The organism is Leisingera sp. ANG-M6, assembly GCF_000813905.1.
Lineage (GTDB): Bacteria > Pseudomonadota > Alphaproteobacteria > Rhodobacterales > Rhodobacteraceae > Leisingera.
Map to the genome: position 1 here is coordinate 188,777 of NZ_JWLG01000017.1, position 14,091 is coordinate 202,867.

Consider the following 14,091-nt stretch of genomic DNA (forward strand, 5'->3'; position numbering starts at 1 on the left):
AGGTCATCCTTTGAACAGGGCGGGCAGGGCGCGGCGCAGCAGTTTCCCGTTGGCGCCAGTGGGCAGCGCGTCCAGGTGAACATATGCGCGGGGCTGCTTGTAGCGGGCCAGGCGTTCGGATGCAAAGGCCTGCAGGTCTTCGGTCTTCAACTCTTCGGGACCGGTATAGAAGGCGGCAATGATATAAGTGTCTTCCTTCACTTCAACCGCAGCAGCGCCGGCCTGGGTGATGCCGGGATGGGCGGCCAGCGCGGTCTCAACCTCAATCGGCGACACCCGGTAGCCGCCGGCATTCATCATGTCGTCGCTGCGTCCCAGATAGCGGATCTGGCCGTCCGCAGACATTGCCCCCTGATCGCCTGTCAGGAACCAGTCACCCTGATAGCGGGCCGCAGTTTCCTCCGGCGCACCCAGGTAGCCCAGCATCAGGCCGGGGTCAGACCGGTGGATGGCGATGGTCCCTTCCTCACCCATCAGCACCGGGCCATCAACGCCGAGAATGGCAACCTTTCGGCCCGGCTGCGGCTGCCCCAAGGCGCCGTCCTGCGCCGGGCGCGCGGGCGAGGAAGAGATGAAGGTCGAGCACTCCGACATCCCGAAAGCCTCATAGAGGCCGCAGCCGGTGGCAGCTTCCCAGGCTTCGTGAAGATGGCGTGACAGCTTTTCACCAGCGCAAAGCCCGTGCCGCAGATCCGGCAGGTCCAGCGCATTGCCGCTCAGGAACTTGCGGTAGACGCCAGGGGCCGCGGCAAAAATCGTGGCGCGGTGTTCCTTCAGCAAGTCAGGCAGGTCCTCCAGCGGCGTGCCGGGGGCCAGGATCAGCGCGGTGGCGCCTGCCGCCCAAGGGTCCATCAGCCCGGTGCCCAGGGTGTAGGTCCAGTTGAAGGCGCCGGCATGCAGAAGCCGGTCATGCTCTGTCAGCCCGTACCAGCCGTCTACCATCATCTGCCGCGCCCAGACCGCCTGGTGGGCGTGCGCCACCGCACGCGGATTTCCGCTGGTGCCGGAAGTGTAGACCACATAAGCCAGCCGCTTAGGATCGCCCATGGCGTATTCGCACGGCGGCAATCCGTGCATGTCCAGCAGCGCCTCGGTGCTGATCTGTTTCGGGTGACTCGCGCAAGCCACAGCCGGGTCGCGCAGCACCGCCGCCGGATCGAGGTCTGAAATCATCCGCGCGGTTTCCGCCTCTGTCAGCTGCGATGAGGTCGGCACCGGAATCAGCCCGGCGGCAATGGCGCCCAGATAGGCAACCGGAAACTCCACCGTATTCCCCAGCCGCATCAGCACGATGTCCCCGGGTGTCAGCCCGGCTTGCAGCAACCCGGTGCCGGTACCGCGCACGGCGGCCTCCAGCCGGGCATAGCTCCAATCATCACGAGCATCACCGTCGAGCACGGACAACGCGGTCTTGCCCGCCAGCCGCGCGGCATGGCGCAGCACATGGGCGGCAAGGTTGAAGGGCGAAGGGCAGGGCGCAAACGGCCCCTGATCAAAAACCGACAGCATGGCAAAGGGCTAGCCCGCGCTGTGCTGCGTTGCAAGCTTCGCAGGTGCGGCTTATAGAGTTGTTATGAAAAGCCGCGATCCGAAATCCCTGATCACCATCGCCCGCGCGAACGGCGGCGACGATCAAGCAGAACCACTGGACCTGGGCGCCCGCGTGCGCGAGCTGCGCAAGGCGCGCGACTGGACGCTGGAGCATGCGGCCAATCAGGCCGGGCTGGCGCGTTCTACCCTGTCCAAGATCGAAAACGGCCAGATGTCACCGACTTACGAGGCGTTGAAGAAGCTGGCAGAGGGCTTGGAAATCTCCATTCCGCAGCTGTTCACGCCGCCGCAGCGGGACCAGGTGAACGGCCGGATGACGGTGACCAAATCCGGTGACGGCTCCGCCCATGCGACCGCGACATATGAGCACGAGCTGCTGGCCGACGGGCTGACGCGCAAGCAGATGCTGCCGTACCGCGCGCGGGTGCGGGCACGGTCAATGGAAGAGTTTGATGGCTGGGTGCGCCACGACGGCGAGGAGTTCCTCTATGTGCTGACCGGCGTGGTCAAGCTCTATACGGAATTTTATGAGCCGGTGGAGATGCGCCGCGGCGACAGTGCCTACTACGACGCAGCAATGGGCCACAATGTCATTTCCGTCAGTCCTGAGGACGCGACGATCCTCTGGGTGACGTCACTGGCCTGACTGGCGTATACTTGCGGGAAGGATCAGTGCGGGCGGCCGTCCAGCTCTCTCAGCAGGCTTTCGATATACAGGAAATCGTCCACCTCTTCCTTGGCTTCATTCATGGTGAGGTGATGCGTTCGCGCCAAATAGGCAACGAATCTGTCCCGGTCATCCAGTATTGACGGCGCGTTGCTGGCTTTCAGATGCGGAAAGCGCTGTTTGATGCGGGGCATCCTGTCAATCCAGCTGGCAGCTGCTGCTTGTACAGGCATTTGGGGGCACTCCCTGACAAACGGTTGTTTATGGTTCGCAGACCCTCATGGTAACACTTTTCGTGTCATTTTGTAACTTTCGCCCCAGGGTGCTGACCTGGGGCGGCTCATGTGAGCGGATTTTTGCTGATCTCTAGCTTTTCGCGAAGAGCCGCGGCAGCACCAGATGGCCGATGCCAACCGCAATCAGTTGCATCAGAATGAACATCGGTATGTGGCCGGGATAGATGCCGGCAAAGGTGTCGCTGAAGCCGCGGGCGATGGTCACCGCCGGGTTGGCAAAGCTGGTCGAGGAGGTGAACCAATAGGCGCCGGTAATGTAGAGGCCAACCAGCGCAGGCACCGCCTCGGGGCGGGAACGCAGCCCGCCGAAGATCACGAACAAGAGGCCGAAGGTGGCCAGGATTTCGGAAAACCATTGTGCGGTACCGGTCCGGTGCATGGTGGCGGAGCTTTGCAGAATTGCAAGATCGAACATCACGTGGCAGGCCCAAACGCCGAGGATGCCGCCGCCGATCTGCACTATGACATAGGGGGCGACAGCGCTCCAGGAATGCTCGCCGCGCAGGGCAAAGGCCAGCGTCACCGCCGGGTTGAAATGGGCGCCGGAAACGGGTCCAAGCGTGGTGATGATGGCATAAAGCATGCAGCCCGTGGCGATGGCATTGGCCAAGAGTGCCAGGGCCACATTCCCATCCGCCAGCGTCTCTGCCATGATGCCGGAGCCGACGACGCCGATCAGCAGCATGGCGGTGCCCAGACCCTCGGCCAGCAGTTTCTGTGCGGTCATACGATCTCTCCGATCCGCTTGAGCTGTTCGGAAAGCTCCGCTGGCTTCATGTCCTCAAACGGCAGTTCCAGCAGCGCCTTGGCGCGCTTCTCCAGTGTGATGTAGGCAGTGCGGAATGCCTTGTCCCACTCCGGCTGATCAGCCGCTGCCGGGTCTTCAACCCCCCAATGGGCGCGCACGGGGGCACCGGGCCAGATCGGGCAGGTCTCGCCAGCGGCAGACGCGCAGACGGTGATCACGATGTCCATTTCCGGCGCATCCGCTTCGGCGAACTCGTCCCAGCTCTTGGAGCGGGCACCGGAAACGTCGTGGCCCAGCTCATTCAGCAGCACCAGCGACTGCGGATGCACCTTGCCGGTGGGATTGGATCCCGCCGAATAGGCGCGGGTTCGGCCAGCGCCCAGCGTGTTGAAAATCGACTCCAGTAGAATGGAGCGCGCGGAATTGCCGGTGCAAAGGACCAGAATGTTCATGTTATATGTCCGTGCTTTTGTTCAGTCGGGGGAGTTCAGGCGGCCGATATCGTCAACCTGATGCTGAAGCGACATGCGGTCGAGTGTTTCAAAGGGCAGCGCCGCAAAGGCTATGATCCTGTTTCTGAGCAGCCCATAGGCCTGCTGGAAGGCAAGGCGGCGTTCGGCATCGGTGCCTTCGGCCTTGACCGGGTCTGCGAGGCCCCAATGTGCGCTCATCGGCTGGCCGGGCCAGGCCGGGCATTCCTCATTGGCGGCGTGGTCGCAGACGGTGAAGATGAAATCCATCTGCGGCGCGTCCGGGCCGGAAAATTCATCCAGGTCCTTCGATCGCAGGCTGCTGGTGTCAATGTCCTTGGCCTGCAGCAGGGCTATCACCTCGGGTCGGGGGCCCGGCGATGGCCGCGTTCCGGCAGAGAAGGCGCGGAACCTGCCGCCGCCCTCGGAGTTCAGAATAGCCTCGGCCAGCAGGGAGCGGGCAGAGTTGCCAGTACAGATAAACAGGACATTAAACGGGCGTTCAGTTGTCGGCATGGTTTCCACTTCACTAGTGACAGGGGTACAGATATCGGGCCGGTTCTGGCAGCAGCCGGTCAAAAGGCTGTCGAACATGCCGCGAAGGCCCGGCAGGTTGGCGGCATACATCAGCGAGGTGCCGGTGCGCTGCTGGGTGATGAGGCCGGCCTGCTTAAGAGCAGACAGGTAAGCTGAGGCAGTGTTTGCCTTGAACTCCAGCGCCTGCGCAATTTCACCCGCCGGCACGCCGTCCGGGTATCTGCGCATCAGCAGCCGGAACAGCGCCAGCCGCTTCGGGTGCGCCAGAGCGGCGAGTTTATCTGACAGTTCTATTTCCATATTTCGCGAAATACGGAAATAGATAGCTGCTGTCAACAGGCTTGGTGGTGTGCGCAGAACCGCTTTGCACGGTCAGTCCGCCTGATACCACCAGACGTCCGGCATGAACCCGGTTCGGTCGCCGTAAATCGGCAGCCTGTCCGGGAACCGCATCTCCTTGATGTGGGCGATGCGCCCTGTATCAAAGCTCCAGAATGGAATGACATAGCGCCCGGCGGTCAGCACCCGGTCCAGCGCCCGCACCGCTGCGGTGAAATCCTCAGGCTCGGTTGCGGTCAGCATGGCGTCAATCATCGCCTCGGCTGCCGGGCTGTCCATGCCCATCAGGTTGCGGCTGCCGGGCTGATCCACACCGTCGCTGCCCCAGTAATAGCGCTGCTCGTTGCCGGGGCTCAGCGACAGTTCCCGGCGGAACCGGGTGAGGTCGAAGTCATAGGCGTTTTCCCGTTCGGCGTATTGCGCATTGTCTACGGTCTCGGCGGTCAGGCTGATACCCAGCCGCTCCAGTGCGCGGGCGTAGATTTCTGTGACCGTCTTCATTTCGCCATCGCCCTGGCGGATCAGCACGCTGAGCTCCAGCACGGCGCCCGCCGCATTGCGCAGCACGCCATCAGTGACGGTCCAGCCGGCCTCTTCCAGCAGTTTCATCGCCTTGCGCAGGTTGCCGCGGTTGCGCTTGCTGCCGTCGCCTTGGGGCAGAGTGTAGCCCTCCAGCGTGCCCGGCAGCAGGCTGTCCTGGAATGGTTCCAGCAGCGCGCGTACTTTGTTCTCTGCCTGGCCGGGGCGCATTCCCAGAACCGAGCCGGAGAAATAGGAGGTGATGCGCTGCTGAGCACCGCCCGTCACGGTGCCATTGATGTATTCGAAATTGAACGCCAGCAGCAGCGCCTCGCGCACGCGCCAATCATCCAGCGGCGCGCGGCGGGTGTTCATCACCAGCCCGGTCATGCCGGAGGGGCGCTGATGCGGGATCTCGCTCTTGACCACATCGCCGCGGGCGATCGCCGGGAAGCTGTAGGCGCTTTCCCATTTGTCGGCATTGAACTCGCGCAATGCGCTCAGTTCGCCCGCCTTGAAGGCCTCGAACAGAACGGTTTCATCACCAAAGAAGTCGATCCGCAGCTCGTCGAAATTCTGGGTTCCGCGCTGCAGGGGCAGGTCCGCACCCCAATAACCGGGATTGCGGCGCAGGGTGACAAAGCGGCCGGGCTCATAGGCGCTGACCACATAAGGACCGGTGCCGATGGGCGCGCCCTCAATTGTATCGCTGGCAAAGTCCTTGCCGTCCCATTGCGCCTTTTTCAGGATCGGGCGCAGGCCGGCGATCAGCGCAAGCTCGCGGTCCTCAACATTGAAGGTCAGACGCAGGCTGCGCGGACCGGTCTGTTCGATTGTCTCTACCTTGGTCCAGAATCCGCGGTAACGGGGATGCCCCTTGGTACCCAATGTTTCATAGGACCAGATCACGTCTTCTACCGTGACCGGGCTGCCGTCAGAGAATCGGGCCTCCTGCCGCAGGGTGAATTCGACCCAGGAACGGTCCTCGGGCACCTCAATCGATTCGGCCAGAAGACCGTAAAGGGTGAATGGCTCGTCCCAGGAACGGCCCATCAGACTCTCGTATCCCCAGAACCTCAGCTGCCACGGAGAGGTCCCCTTAAGGGTGAACGGATTGAGGCTGTCAAAACCTCCGGTATTGCCGAACACAACCTTGCCGCCCTTCGGCGCGTCCGGGTTCGCATAGGGTAAAGACACAAAATCCGGTGGCAGTGCGGGGTCGCCGTACATAGCTATGCCATGGGCCGATTCTGCTTGCGCATAATTCGCGGTAATTGCCAGGGTGATTCCAGCCAATGCCGCGCGAAGAGTCCGGAAATTTTCTTTTCGCTGATTCACAACAATCCCGCTCTGCCCTTATTTTCTTGCCTCCGCACGCTACGTGCGCTTTTTCGTCTTTTCAAACTTTTAGCTTGGACGAAAGCCGGAAATTGCTTATAAAGGGGTCACTGCTCGATAGGTTTCTTGCCTGTATGAAACCTGCCTCAATAACTAACGCCCGCCTTGTGCGGGCGTTTTTTTCTGCCCGTTTCTCTCTTTTTGCAAGCTGCGAAAATGGCAGGAATGACCTTCGCGGCATCCGTAGTCTTACGCGTTTCTTTTGCATCTGCAGCATGGCACAGTAACGGCAGTTTCAATCAGCCAAGAGGCAGGACGCGATGACATTGCAAGGCAAGACCGCCGTTATCACCGGATCGAATTCAGGCATCGGCCTGGGGGTGGCCCGAGAGCTGGCACGGGCAGGGGCCAATGTTGTGCTGAACTCCTTTACCGACCGGGAAGAGGATCACGCGCTCGCAGCAGAACTCGCCCGTGAGTTCAGCGTCAAGGCCCAGTACGTCCAGGCCGATATGTCCAAGGGCACGGACTGCCGCGCGCTGATCGAAAAGGCCGGAGCCTGCGATATCCTGATCAACAACGCCGGCATCCAGCATGTGGCGCCGATTGACGAGTTTCCTCAGGAAAAATGGGATGCGATCATCGCCATCAACATGAACTCGAACTTCCACACCATGGCAGCGGCGCTGCCCAAAATGCGCGCCGCAGGCTGGGGACGGATCGTAAACATTGCGTCAGCGCACGGGCTGACTGCCTCGCCCTACAAAGCCGCCTATGTGGCCGCTAAGCACGGGGTGGTGGGTATGACTAAAACCGTGGCGCTGGAGACCGCGGAGGAGCCGATCACCTGCAACGCGATCTGCCCGGGCTATGTGCTGACACCGCTGGTGGAGGCGCAGATCCCCGACACCATGGAGAAATACAACATGGGCCGGGATGAGGTGATCAAGAAGGTGATGCTGGAACGCCAGCCGAGCCGCGAGTTTGCCACGGTGGAGCAACTGGGCGGAACTGCGGTGTTCCTGTGCTCGGACGCGGCGGCGCAGATCACCGGCACCACCCTCAGCGTCGATGGCGGCTGGACGGCGCTGTAAGCGCGTGCGGTAACGGCGGGAGGGGGCCAGCCCCCTCTTGCCCCGACGGGGCAATTCACCCCCGGAGTATTTTCACAAAGGTGAAATAGGCAGGTGGCGTTTGGTGACACGGATTAATCTGGCCCTGCAGGGCGGCGGCGCGCATGGGGCCTTTACCTGGGGTGTGCTCGACCGGCTGCTGGAGGACGAGGAGATCGAGGTTGCCGGCATCACCGGGACCTCCGCCGGGGCGCTGAACGGGGCGGCGCTCAAGGCCGGCATGGTGCAGGACGGGCGTGCAGGTGCCAAGGCGGCGCTGGACGGGCTGTGGGCGCGGATGGGCGCCGTGGGCGACATGCGGTTCAATCATTGGCTGACGCGGTTTGATGCGGTGGCCTGGGCCGGCGCACTGGAGGCGGCGATGCCGTTTTCGCCGCTGGAGAGCCTGAGTCAGGTGATCTCGCCCTATCATTATGGCCCGTTCTACAAGAACCCGCTGCGCGAGGTGGTGGAGCAGTTCAATTTTGCCGAGGTCTGCGCCGGCGAAGGCCCGGAGCTTTTCATCTGCGCGACCTGCGTGCGCAGCGGCAAGATCCGCATCTTTGAGGGTGAGGAGATCAGCACCGACGCGATCCTGGCCTCCGCCTGCCTGCCGGACCTGTTTCAGGCAGTGGAGATCGAGGACCCGGAAACAGGCCGCATGGAGGCCTATTGGGACGGCGGCTACACCGGCAACCCAGCGCTGTTTCCGCTGTTCCGCGAGGACCTGCCAGGGGATGTGGTGATCGTCAACATCAACCCGCTGGAGCGCGACGAGATCCCCAAGACGCCGCAGCAGATCCGCAACCGGGTGAATGAGATCAGCTTCAACTCCTCGCTGCTGCGGGAACTGCGGGCGATCAATTTCGTGCAGCGTCTTTTGGCCGATGGCACCATTCAGCAGGGCCGGATGAAACAGGTGCGGGTGCACATGATCGCTGATGACGATCTGATGACGCAGCTGTCGGTCACCACCAAGCTGTTTCCGGTGCCGCAGATCCTGGCGCGGCTGAAACAGGCAGGACGGGCTGCCGCAGAGGCGTTCCTTGCGCGGGACCGGGGAAACCTTGGGGTGCGCTCCTCCGCCGATCTGCCGGCAATGTTCGGTTAGGCGTCTTCTTTTTCCAGGACCTTCGGCTTCTTGCCGTTTTCCACCGGCTTGGTGGGGTCCTTGGGGTTCGGATATACGAGGCCTGCTGAGATCACCAGCTTGGCCGAGTCCTCCACCGACATCTCCAGTTCGATCACGTCTTCCTCCGGCACGAACAGCAGGAAACCGGAGGTGGGGTTCGGCGTGGTCGGAAGGAAAACGCTGACCAGCCCGCCGCTGGTTTCGGCGCGCTTGGCAATCTCACCCTTGGCATGGGTGGAGATGAAGCCAATGGCCCAGATGCCCTTGCGCGGGTATTGCACCAGGCAGGCCTTTTCAAAGCTGCGCTCGGACTGGGCAAAGACGGTCTCGGAGATCTGCTTGATACCGGAATAAACCGTGCGCACCACCGGCATCCGGTCCACCAGGCCTTCGGCAAAGGTGATCAGCGAGCGGCCGATGATGCCCTTGGCAATCCAGCCGACGATGATGGTGAATAACAGGAAGATGATCAGCCCGACGCCGCGCAGGTTGATGCCTATGTATTGCTCAGGGCGGAAGGTGTGCGGCACCAGCGGCAGCACCACGCTGTCGATCCAGCCCATCACCGACCACAGCAGCCAGATGGTCAGCCCCACCGGCGCAATCACCACGATGCCGGTAAAGAAGGAGGCCCGCAGGCTGGCGAACAGGCCGCGGCGGCGTTGGGGTTCTTCGTCGAATGGCGTGGTCATAGATCAGTTTTCCAGGAATTCCGCGTGGAACCTAGGCACTGTTTTGGGGCGGAGCAATGGTTTCCGCCCCAAAAATCAACTCATTGTGCGAGATTGTTGAGTTCCTGTGCGATCTTTGCCGCCAGCCGGGCATTGTTGCGCACCAATGCAATGTTCGCGGTGAGCGAGCGGCCTTCGGTCAGCTCGAAGATGCGGCTCAGCAGGAAGGGGGTCACGTCCTTGCCTGCAACACCCTGGGCGTCCGCCTCGGATTGGGCCTGGGCAATCACCGGGGCCAATTCCTCTGCCGCGATCTGAGTCTCTGCCGGGATCGGGTTGGCCACCAGCTGGCCGCCGGGCAGCCCCATGGCCTGGCGCGTGGCATGGGCGCGGGCGATGTCAGCGGGGGTGTCCATGCGCAGCGGTGCCTTCAGCTCCGACTGGGCTGACCAGAACGCGGGGAAGCTGTCCTGCCCGTAGGCAATCACCGGCACGCCCTGGGTTTCCAGCACTTCCAGCGTCTTTGGCAGGTCGAGGATCGCCTTGGCACCCGCGGCCACAACGGTCACCGGGGTTTGCGCCAACTCCATCAGGTCGGCGGAAATGTCGAACGTGGTCTCCGCCCCCTTGTGGACACCGCCGATACCGCCGGTGGCAAAGACGGAAATGCCCGCCAGCCGCGCCGCGATCATGGTGGCTGCAACGGTGGTGGCGCCGGTGCCGCCGGTGGCGATGCAGGCGGGCATGTCGGCGCGGGAGATCTTGGCAACCCCTTTGGCCTGTCCCAGCGCCTGCAGCTGATCGGGTTCAAGCCCCACATGCAGCACGCCCTCAATCACCGCCATGGTGGCAGGCACGGCACCGGCACCGCGGATGTCCTGCTCCACCTGTGCTGCGACCTCGACATTTTGCGGATAGGGCATGCCGTGGGTAATGATGGTGCTTTCCAGCGCAACGATGGCCTGCCCTGCGGCCTTGGCGGCCTGGACTTCGGCTGAATACTGAATGTCGATCAAAGCGGGGGTTCTCCTGAAACGTAAGTGGCAGCAGCCTTGAGGGCTGAGGCCAAAGCGGTTTTGCGGTCTTCGCCCCGTGCCTCGGCAACGATATGGGCGGCCATGAATGTATCGCCTGCGCCGGTCACCCGGGCGACGGTAACGCGGGGCGGGACAAGGGTGATGGCGCCCTCGGCATCAGCGACGGTGGCAGAGGAGCCGCCATCGGTGACCAGCACCCGGGCAGCACCCCGGTCCAGCATCGCCGTGGCGGCGGTTTCGCTGTCGGTGAACTCCGCCTGGCACAGGATGCCGGCTTCTTCCAGGTTCACATACAGCGTGCCGCGCGTGCGGGTGAGGAACGGGCGCAACCGTTCCGCCTTGCCCGGCGACGCAGGCGCCACGCGCAGGTCGGCCTTGGCAAAGGCCGGGCTGGCAACAATATCGTCCAGCAGCGACAGGGTCAGGTTGCCATCCAGCGCCACCTGGCCCTCATAGGGCGCGTCTGCGGTGCCAAGTGAGCCGTCGGACAGCGGCCGCAGGATCTTGTCGCCTGCAGCCTCCAGCGAATGGGCGTCGGCAATGGCGGCAATCAGCCCGTTGGCGCCTTCCACCGCCATGTAGCGGTCGGTGGGCAGATCCTCGGAGCGGTAGATGTGATCGGTGATCAGGCCGAAGTGGCCGCAGGCGTGGATCAGCTCGTCGCCCTCGGGGTCGCGGCCCACGGCAGTCAGCAGCGCAGGCTTCATACCAAAGCGCGACAGGGTCATGGCGATGTTCATGGCAACGCCGCCGGGCAGCCGGGTGATGCGCCCGGGCATGTCCGATCCGCGCTGCATTTCACTGGTGCAGCGGCCGATGATGTCCCACAGGACCGACCCGATGCACAGGATGGCGGGTGTTTGGGGGGTAGGGGCTTGTGTCATAATGACCTATTGCCGCCTTTGACAGGCCTCTGCAAGCGGCATCACCGGACAGGCACCGCGAATGTCAGCGCCGCCCACAGGCTTTCCCAAACGTAATCCGCGCCCTCCGGGGCAGGGCGCAGGACCACCGCATCCAGCAGGTAGCTGTGGCCGGGGAGGACGGCAACAGCGGTTTCCCCCTGCGCATCCGTCAGCTGGGTTGTAATGGAAACTGTGCCATCCGGGGCCTTGGCAAATACCTCGACCTGCGCGCCTGCCCGTGGAGCACCCTGATACAGCACCCGGACCGGAAGCCCGCCTGCTGTGTCGTCCGCATAGGGATTGGCCAAGGCCACAATTTCGGTCTCCAGCCCGGTGGCAAGGTCCGAACCGGCACCATCGCCGACCGCCACAAGCGCCTTGGCATAACGGATGTACTGCTCAGTGAAACCCGCATCCGCCAGCCCGCGCGCCTGGTGCCGGGAACGCACGTCACCAATCGCCTTGTGGTCAATGAACGCCTGGAACTCTTCCCAGCTGTCATAGCTGATGGTCTGCGGCTGCGTCTGGTGGATCAGCACCGCCAGCCCGTCCTGCATCACCTCCGCAGAAAAGGCGGGCATATCCCCCATGCGGCCTTCATACGGAGTGGTTGTGCCATCATGTATCACCTCGTAGCGGGCAATCCGATGATCCAGGTAAGGCTGCTCGGCGCCGTTGAATTCCTGACCATTGCGCAGCTTAGCCACCACCGTTTCCCCGGATTTAACTTGATATTTCTCCGGCTCAATCCAAAACTCGTGGGAGAGAACCGGCGCGGCCCCAAGGGCCAGCCCGGCACAAAGAATTGAGCAGAACAGGCGGTATTGCATGAATGGTTCCTTGGCTGTGAGGCGCGGCGTCACTTGGTTGCAGGGCCTATTTGCGCTGCTGTTCTGCGTGGTTGCAATAGCATCGCCGCCAGCCCGCGCGCATGAGGTCACGCCGGCGATTGCCGATTTCACGGTGAAGGACGGGCAGATCACGCTGAAGCTGCGCCTGAACGTCGAGGCCTTTGTTGCGGGCATCAACCTCGATGGGCTGACGGACACCAACCAGACCGCCCAGGCTGCCGACTATGACGAACTGCGCGCGCTGAGCGCGGATGAACTGGAACCGATGGTGCAGTTGTTCGCCGAGGAATGGCTGGAGACGTTTTCCGTGCAGGCTGGCAGCCCGGTTGCGCTGGTTGTCGCTAGGATCACCATCCCCGAGGTCGGCAACGCCAGCTTGCCGCGGGCGTCCTACCTTGAGCTCACAGGAGAGATCCCGCCCGAATCCGGAAGCCTGCGCATTACCTGGCCAAAGGGCTCAGGCGGTGTGGTGCTGCGGCAGAACGGTGTCAAAGAACCCTATACCGGCTACCTGCAGGGCGGTGAGACGTCCCCTCCGATCCCGCTGCAGGGCGGCGCAGCCAAGACCCCGGTTGAGGCCTTCATGGAGTACATTCCCGTCGGCTTCACTCACATTCTGCCCAAGGGGCTGGATCACATCCTGTTTGTGCTGGGGCTGTTCTTCCTCAGCCCGCGGGTGAAGCCGCTGCTGCTGCAGGTGAGCCTGTTCACTGTGGCCCATACCATCACCCTGGCGCTGGGCGCGCTGGGCATGGTCAAGGTGGACCCCGCCATCGTTGAGCCGCTGATTGCCCTGTCGATCGTGTTCGTCGCGGTCGAGAACATCTTTGCCCGCAAGCTGCACACCTGGCGCAGCTTTGTGATCTTCGGATTCGGGCTGCTGCACGGGCTGGGCTTTGCTTCCGTGCTGGGGGAGTTCGGCCTGCCTGCCAGCCAGTTCCTGCCTGCGCTGATCGGCTTCAACGTGGGGGTGGAACTGGGTCAGCTGGCGGTGATTGCCGCCGCCTACGTTGGCGTGCGCCTGTGGTTCGGGCGGCATCCGAAATACCGCGGCCGGGTAGCGATCCCGGCCTCTGTCACCATCGCAATGATCGGCGGCTACTGGTTTGTGGAGCGGGTGTTTCTGTAAACACCTGCCAAATGCTCAGGGGCAGGTCAGCCCATCGCCCGCATCAGCACCTTCATCGCCGCCAGCGGGTCTTCCGCGTGCCAGATCTCATCACCGATGCCAAAGAAATCGGTATGGGGTGCGATGCCGCGCACCAGATCCTCAGTCAGGCCGCCCTCGGCCACCACTGGCACCTCGATCATCTTGGACCACCATTCAAACAGGTCTGCTTCCGCCTGCGCGCCATCCCCCAGACCGGAGGTGCCCACCGGGCCAAAGCTCACGTAATCCGCGCCCGCCTCACCGGCCACCATGCCGTCATGCTGCGAGGCGCCACAGAAACAGCCGACAATCGCATCCGGCCCCAGCGCCTTGCGCGCGGTGCGGATGGATTTTGACGCATCGGTCAGATGCACGCCGTCCAGGCCCAGCCGTTCCGCCAGGATCTGATGGTCAGAGATCACCAGCGCCACGTCGCGCGCCATGGTCACTTCGCGCAGCGCATCGCCCGCGCGGCTCAGGGTGTCCTGATCGCGGCTCGCCAGGTCCAGGCGCACACAAGCCACGTCCACCTCATCCAGCACCCGTGCCAGCTGGCCGGGAAATTTGCCCAGCTCGAAACTCGGCGGGGAGATCAGGTAGATCTGCGGCTGCTCCGGTGCGTCAGAGGGGCTTCCCATGGCGGTGCTCCATTGTTCAGGCGGTTTGACGGTGTTTAGCCGATTTCCGGCAGGACGCAAGGATTTGCGGCGGTGAAGCCCCGGTAAATGAAGCCCAAACCCGCGCTGGACCTTGCCCCGCCGCCGCGCG

At 63.0% G+C, this 14,091-nt stretch carries 15 protein-coding genes; 4 read left to right on the forward strand and 11 right to left on the reverse strand.

All coding sequences use genetic code 11. The features are described 5' to 3' along the window. Positions 1–3 precede the first annotated feature (3 nt). Positions 4–1,509: a class I adenylate-forming enzyme family protein gene (locus tag RA24_RS15960; protein ID WP_039192847.1), complete on the reverse strand. Its 1,506-nt coding sequence runs from the start codon at positions 1,507–1,509 to the stop codon at positions 4–6. A 64-nt stretch (positions 1,510–1,573) separates the two neighbouring features. Between RA24_RS15960 and RA24_RS15965 the strand changes: the two genes are divergently transcribed. Continuing rightward, positions 1,574–2,197, forward strand: a complete 624-nt coding sequence (locus tag RA24_RS15965) for a helix-turn-helix domain-containing protein (RefSeq protein ID WP_039145837.1) — start codon at positions 1,574–1,576, stop codon at positions 2,195–2,197. A 23-nt stretch (positions 2,198–2,220) separates the two neighbouring features. Here the strand turns inward: RA24_RS15965 and RA24_RS15970 are convergent, their stop codons facing one another. From RA24_RS15970 to RA24_RS15990, 5 genes are all read right to left on the reverse strand, one after another. Continuing rightward, the gene (locus tag RA24_RS15970; protein ID WP_019296239.1) at positions 2,221–2,451 is read right to left on the reverse strand and encodes a hypothetical protein; all 231 of its coding nucleotides are present in this window, start codon (positions 2,449–2,451) and stop codon (positions 2,221–2,223) included. Between the two features lie 133 nt (positions 2,452–2,584). Next, the gene (locus tag RA24_RS15975) at positions 2,585–3,241 is read right to left on the reverse strand and encodes an aquaporin (protein WP_039145839.1); all 657 of its coding nucleotides are present in this window, start codon (positions 3,239–3,241) and stop codon (positions 2,585–2,587) included. Beyond that, the gene (locus tag RA24_RS15980; RefSeq protein WP_039145841.1) at positions 3,238–3,714 is read right to left on the reverse strand and encodes an arsenate reductase ArsC; all 477 of its coding nucleotides are present in this window, start codon (positions 3,712–3,714) and stop codon (positions 3,238–3,240) included. Before RA24_RS15980 ends, RA24_RS15975 begins: the two co-directional genes overlap by 4 nt. A 21-nt stretch (positions 3,715–3,735) precedes the next feature. After that, positions 3,736–4,569, reverse strand: a complete 834-nt coding sequence (locus RA24_RS15985; RefSeq protein ID WP_039192850.1) for an arsenate reductase/protein-tyrosine-phosphatase family protein — start codon at positions 4,567–4,569, stop codon at positions 3,736–3,738. Between the two features lie 72 nt (positions 4,570–4,641). After that, positions 4,642–6,357 carry an extracellular solute-binding protein gene (locus tag RA24_RS15990; protein WP_241480954.1) on the reverse strand — a complete coding sequence of 572 codons (1,716 nt, stop codon included), beginning with the start codon at positions 6,355–6,357 and terminating at the stop codon, positions 4,642–4,644. A 428-nt stretch (positions 6,358–6,785) separates the two neighbouring features. Between RA24_RS15990 and RA24_RS15995 the strand changes: the two genes are divergently transcribed. Then, positions 6,786–7,559 carry a 3-hydroxybutyrate dehydrogenase gene (locus RA24_RS15995; RefSeq protein ID WP_019296244.1) on the forward strand — a complete coding sequence of 258 codons (774 nt, stop codon included), beginning with the start codon at positions 6,786–6,788 and terminating at the stop codon, positions 7,557–7,559. A gap of 100 nt (positions 7,560–7,659) precedes the next feature. After that, complete coding sequence (locus RA24_RS16000; RefSeq protein ID WP_019296245.1) at positions 7,660–8,688, forward strand: patatin-like phospholipase family protein; 1,029 nt, start codon at positions 7,660–7,662, stop codon at positions 8,686–8,688. Here RA24_RS16000 and RA24_RS16005 read toward each other — a convergent pair. The 4 genes from RA24_RS16005 to RA24_RS16020 form a co-directional block, all read right to left on the reverse strand. Next, complete coding sequence (locus tag RA24_RS16005; RefSeq protein WP_019296246.1) at positions 8,685–9,401, reverse strand: DUF502 domain-containing protein; 717 nt, start codon at positions 9,399–9,401, stop codon at positions 8,685–8,687. The two genes, RA24_RS16000 and RA24_RS16005, sit on opposite strands and share 4 nt — an antisense overlap. Positions 9,402–9,481: 80 nt before the next feature. Further along, positions 9,482–10,396 carry a pseudouridine-5'-phosphate glycosidase gene (locus RA24_RS16010; protein WP_039192855.1) on the reverse strand — a complete coding sequence of 305 codons (915 nt, stop codon included), beginning with the start codon at positions 10,394–10,396 and terminating at the stop codon, positions 9,482–9,484. Beyond that, positions 10,393–11,301, reverse strand: coding sequence for a PfkB family carbohydrate kinase (locus RA24_RS16015; RefSeq protein ID WP_039192858.1), 909 nt, complete (start codon positions 11,299–11,301; stop codon positions 10,393–10,395). The genes RA24_RS16010 and RA24_RS16015 overlap by 4 nt, the downstream gene beginning before the upstream one ends. A gap of 41 nt (positions 11,302–11,342) precedes the next feature. Then, positions 11,343–12,152, reverse strand: coding sequence for a DUF4198 domain-containing protein (locus RA24_RS16020; protein ID WP_039192861.1), 810 nt, complete (start codon positions 12,150–12,152; stop codon positions 11,343–11,345). Here RA24_RS16020 and RA24_RS16025 point away from each other — a divergent pair. After that, positions 12,151–13,302, forward strand: a complete 1,152-nt coding sequence (locus tag RA24_RS16025; protein WP_039192863.1) for a HupE/UreJ family protein — start codon at positions 12,151–12,153, stop codon at positions 13,300–13,302. The two genes, RA24_RS16020 and RA24_RS16025, sit on opposite strands and share 2 nt — an antisense overlap. 26 nt (positions 13,303–13,328) lie before the next feature. Here the strand turns inward: RA24_RS16025 and RA24_RS16030 are convergent, their stop codons facing one another. Next, entirely contained in the window at positions 13,329–13,961 is a 633-nt protein-coding gene (locus tag RA24_RS16030) for a thiamine phosphate synthase (RefSeq protein WP_039192867.1), read from the reverse strand. Positions 13,962–14,091: the final 130 nt, after the last annotated feature.

Coding starts and splice junctions, on each gene's coding strand:
- RA24_RS15965 (WP_039145837.1), top strand. CDS start 1,574: ATGAAAAGCCGCGATCCGAAATCCCTGATCACCATCGCCCGCGCGAAC.
- RA24_RS16005 (WP_019296246.1), bottom strand. CDS start 9,401: ATGACCACGCCATTCGACGAAGAACCCCAACGCCGCCGCGGCCTGTTC.
- RA24_RS15960 (WP_039192847.1), bottom strand. CDS start 1,509: ATGCTGTCGGTTTTTGATCAGGGGCCGTTTGCGCCCTGCCCTTCGCCC.
- RA24_RS16020 (WP_039192861.1), bottom strand. CDS start 12,152: ATGCAATACCGCCTGTTCTGCTCAATTCTTTGTGCCGGGCTGGCCCTT.
- RA24_RS16025 (WP_039192863.1), top strand. CDS start 12,151: ATGAATGGTTCCTTGGCTGTGAGGCGCGGCGTCACTTGGTTGCAGGGC.
- RA24_RS15970 (WP_019296239.1), bottom strand. CDS start 2,451: ATGCCTGTACAAGCAGCAGCTGCCAGCTGGATTGACAGGATGCCCCGC.
- RA24_RS15975 (WP_039145839.1), bottom strand. CDS start 3,241: ATGACCGCACAGAAACTGCTGGCCGAGGGTCTGGGCACCGCCATGCTG.
- RA24_RS16030 (WP_039192867.1), bottom strand. CDS start 13,961: ATGGGAAGCCCCTCTGACGCACCGGAGCAGCCGCAGATCTACCTGATC.
- RA24_RS15985 (WP_039192850.1), bottom strand. CDS start 4,569: ATGGAAATAGAACTGTCAGATAAACTCGCCGCTCTGGCGCACCCGAAG.
- RA24_RS15980 (WP_039145841.1), bottom strand. CDS start 3,714: ATGAACATTCTGGTCCTTTGCACCGGCAATTCCGCGCGCTCCATTCTA.
- RA24_RS16015 (WP_039192858.1), bottom strand. CDS start 11,301: ATGACACAAGCCCCTACCCCCCAAACACCCGCCATCCTGTGCATCGGG.
- RA24_RS15990 (WP_241480954.1), bottom strand. CDS start 6,357: ATGTACGGCGACCCCGCACTGCCACCGGATTTTGTGTCTTTACCCTAT.
- RA24_RS15995 (WP_019296244.1), top strand. CDS start 6,786: ATGACATTGCAAGGCAAGACCGCCGTTATCACCGGATCGAATTCAGGC.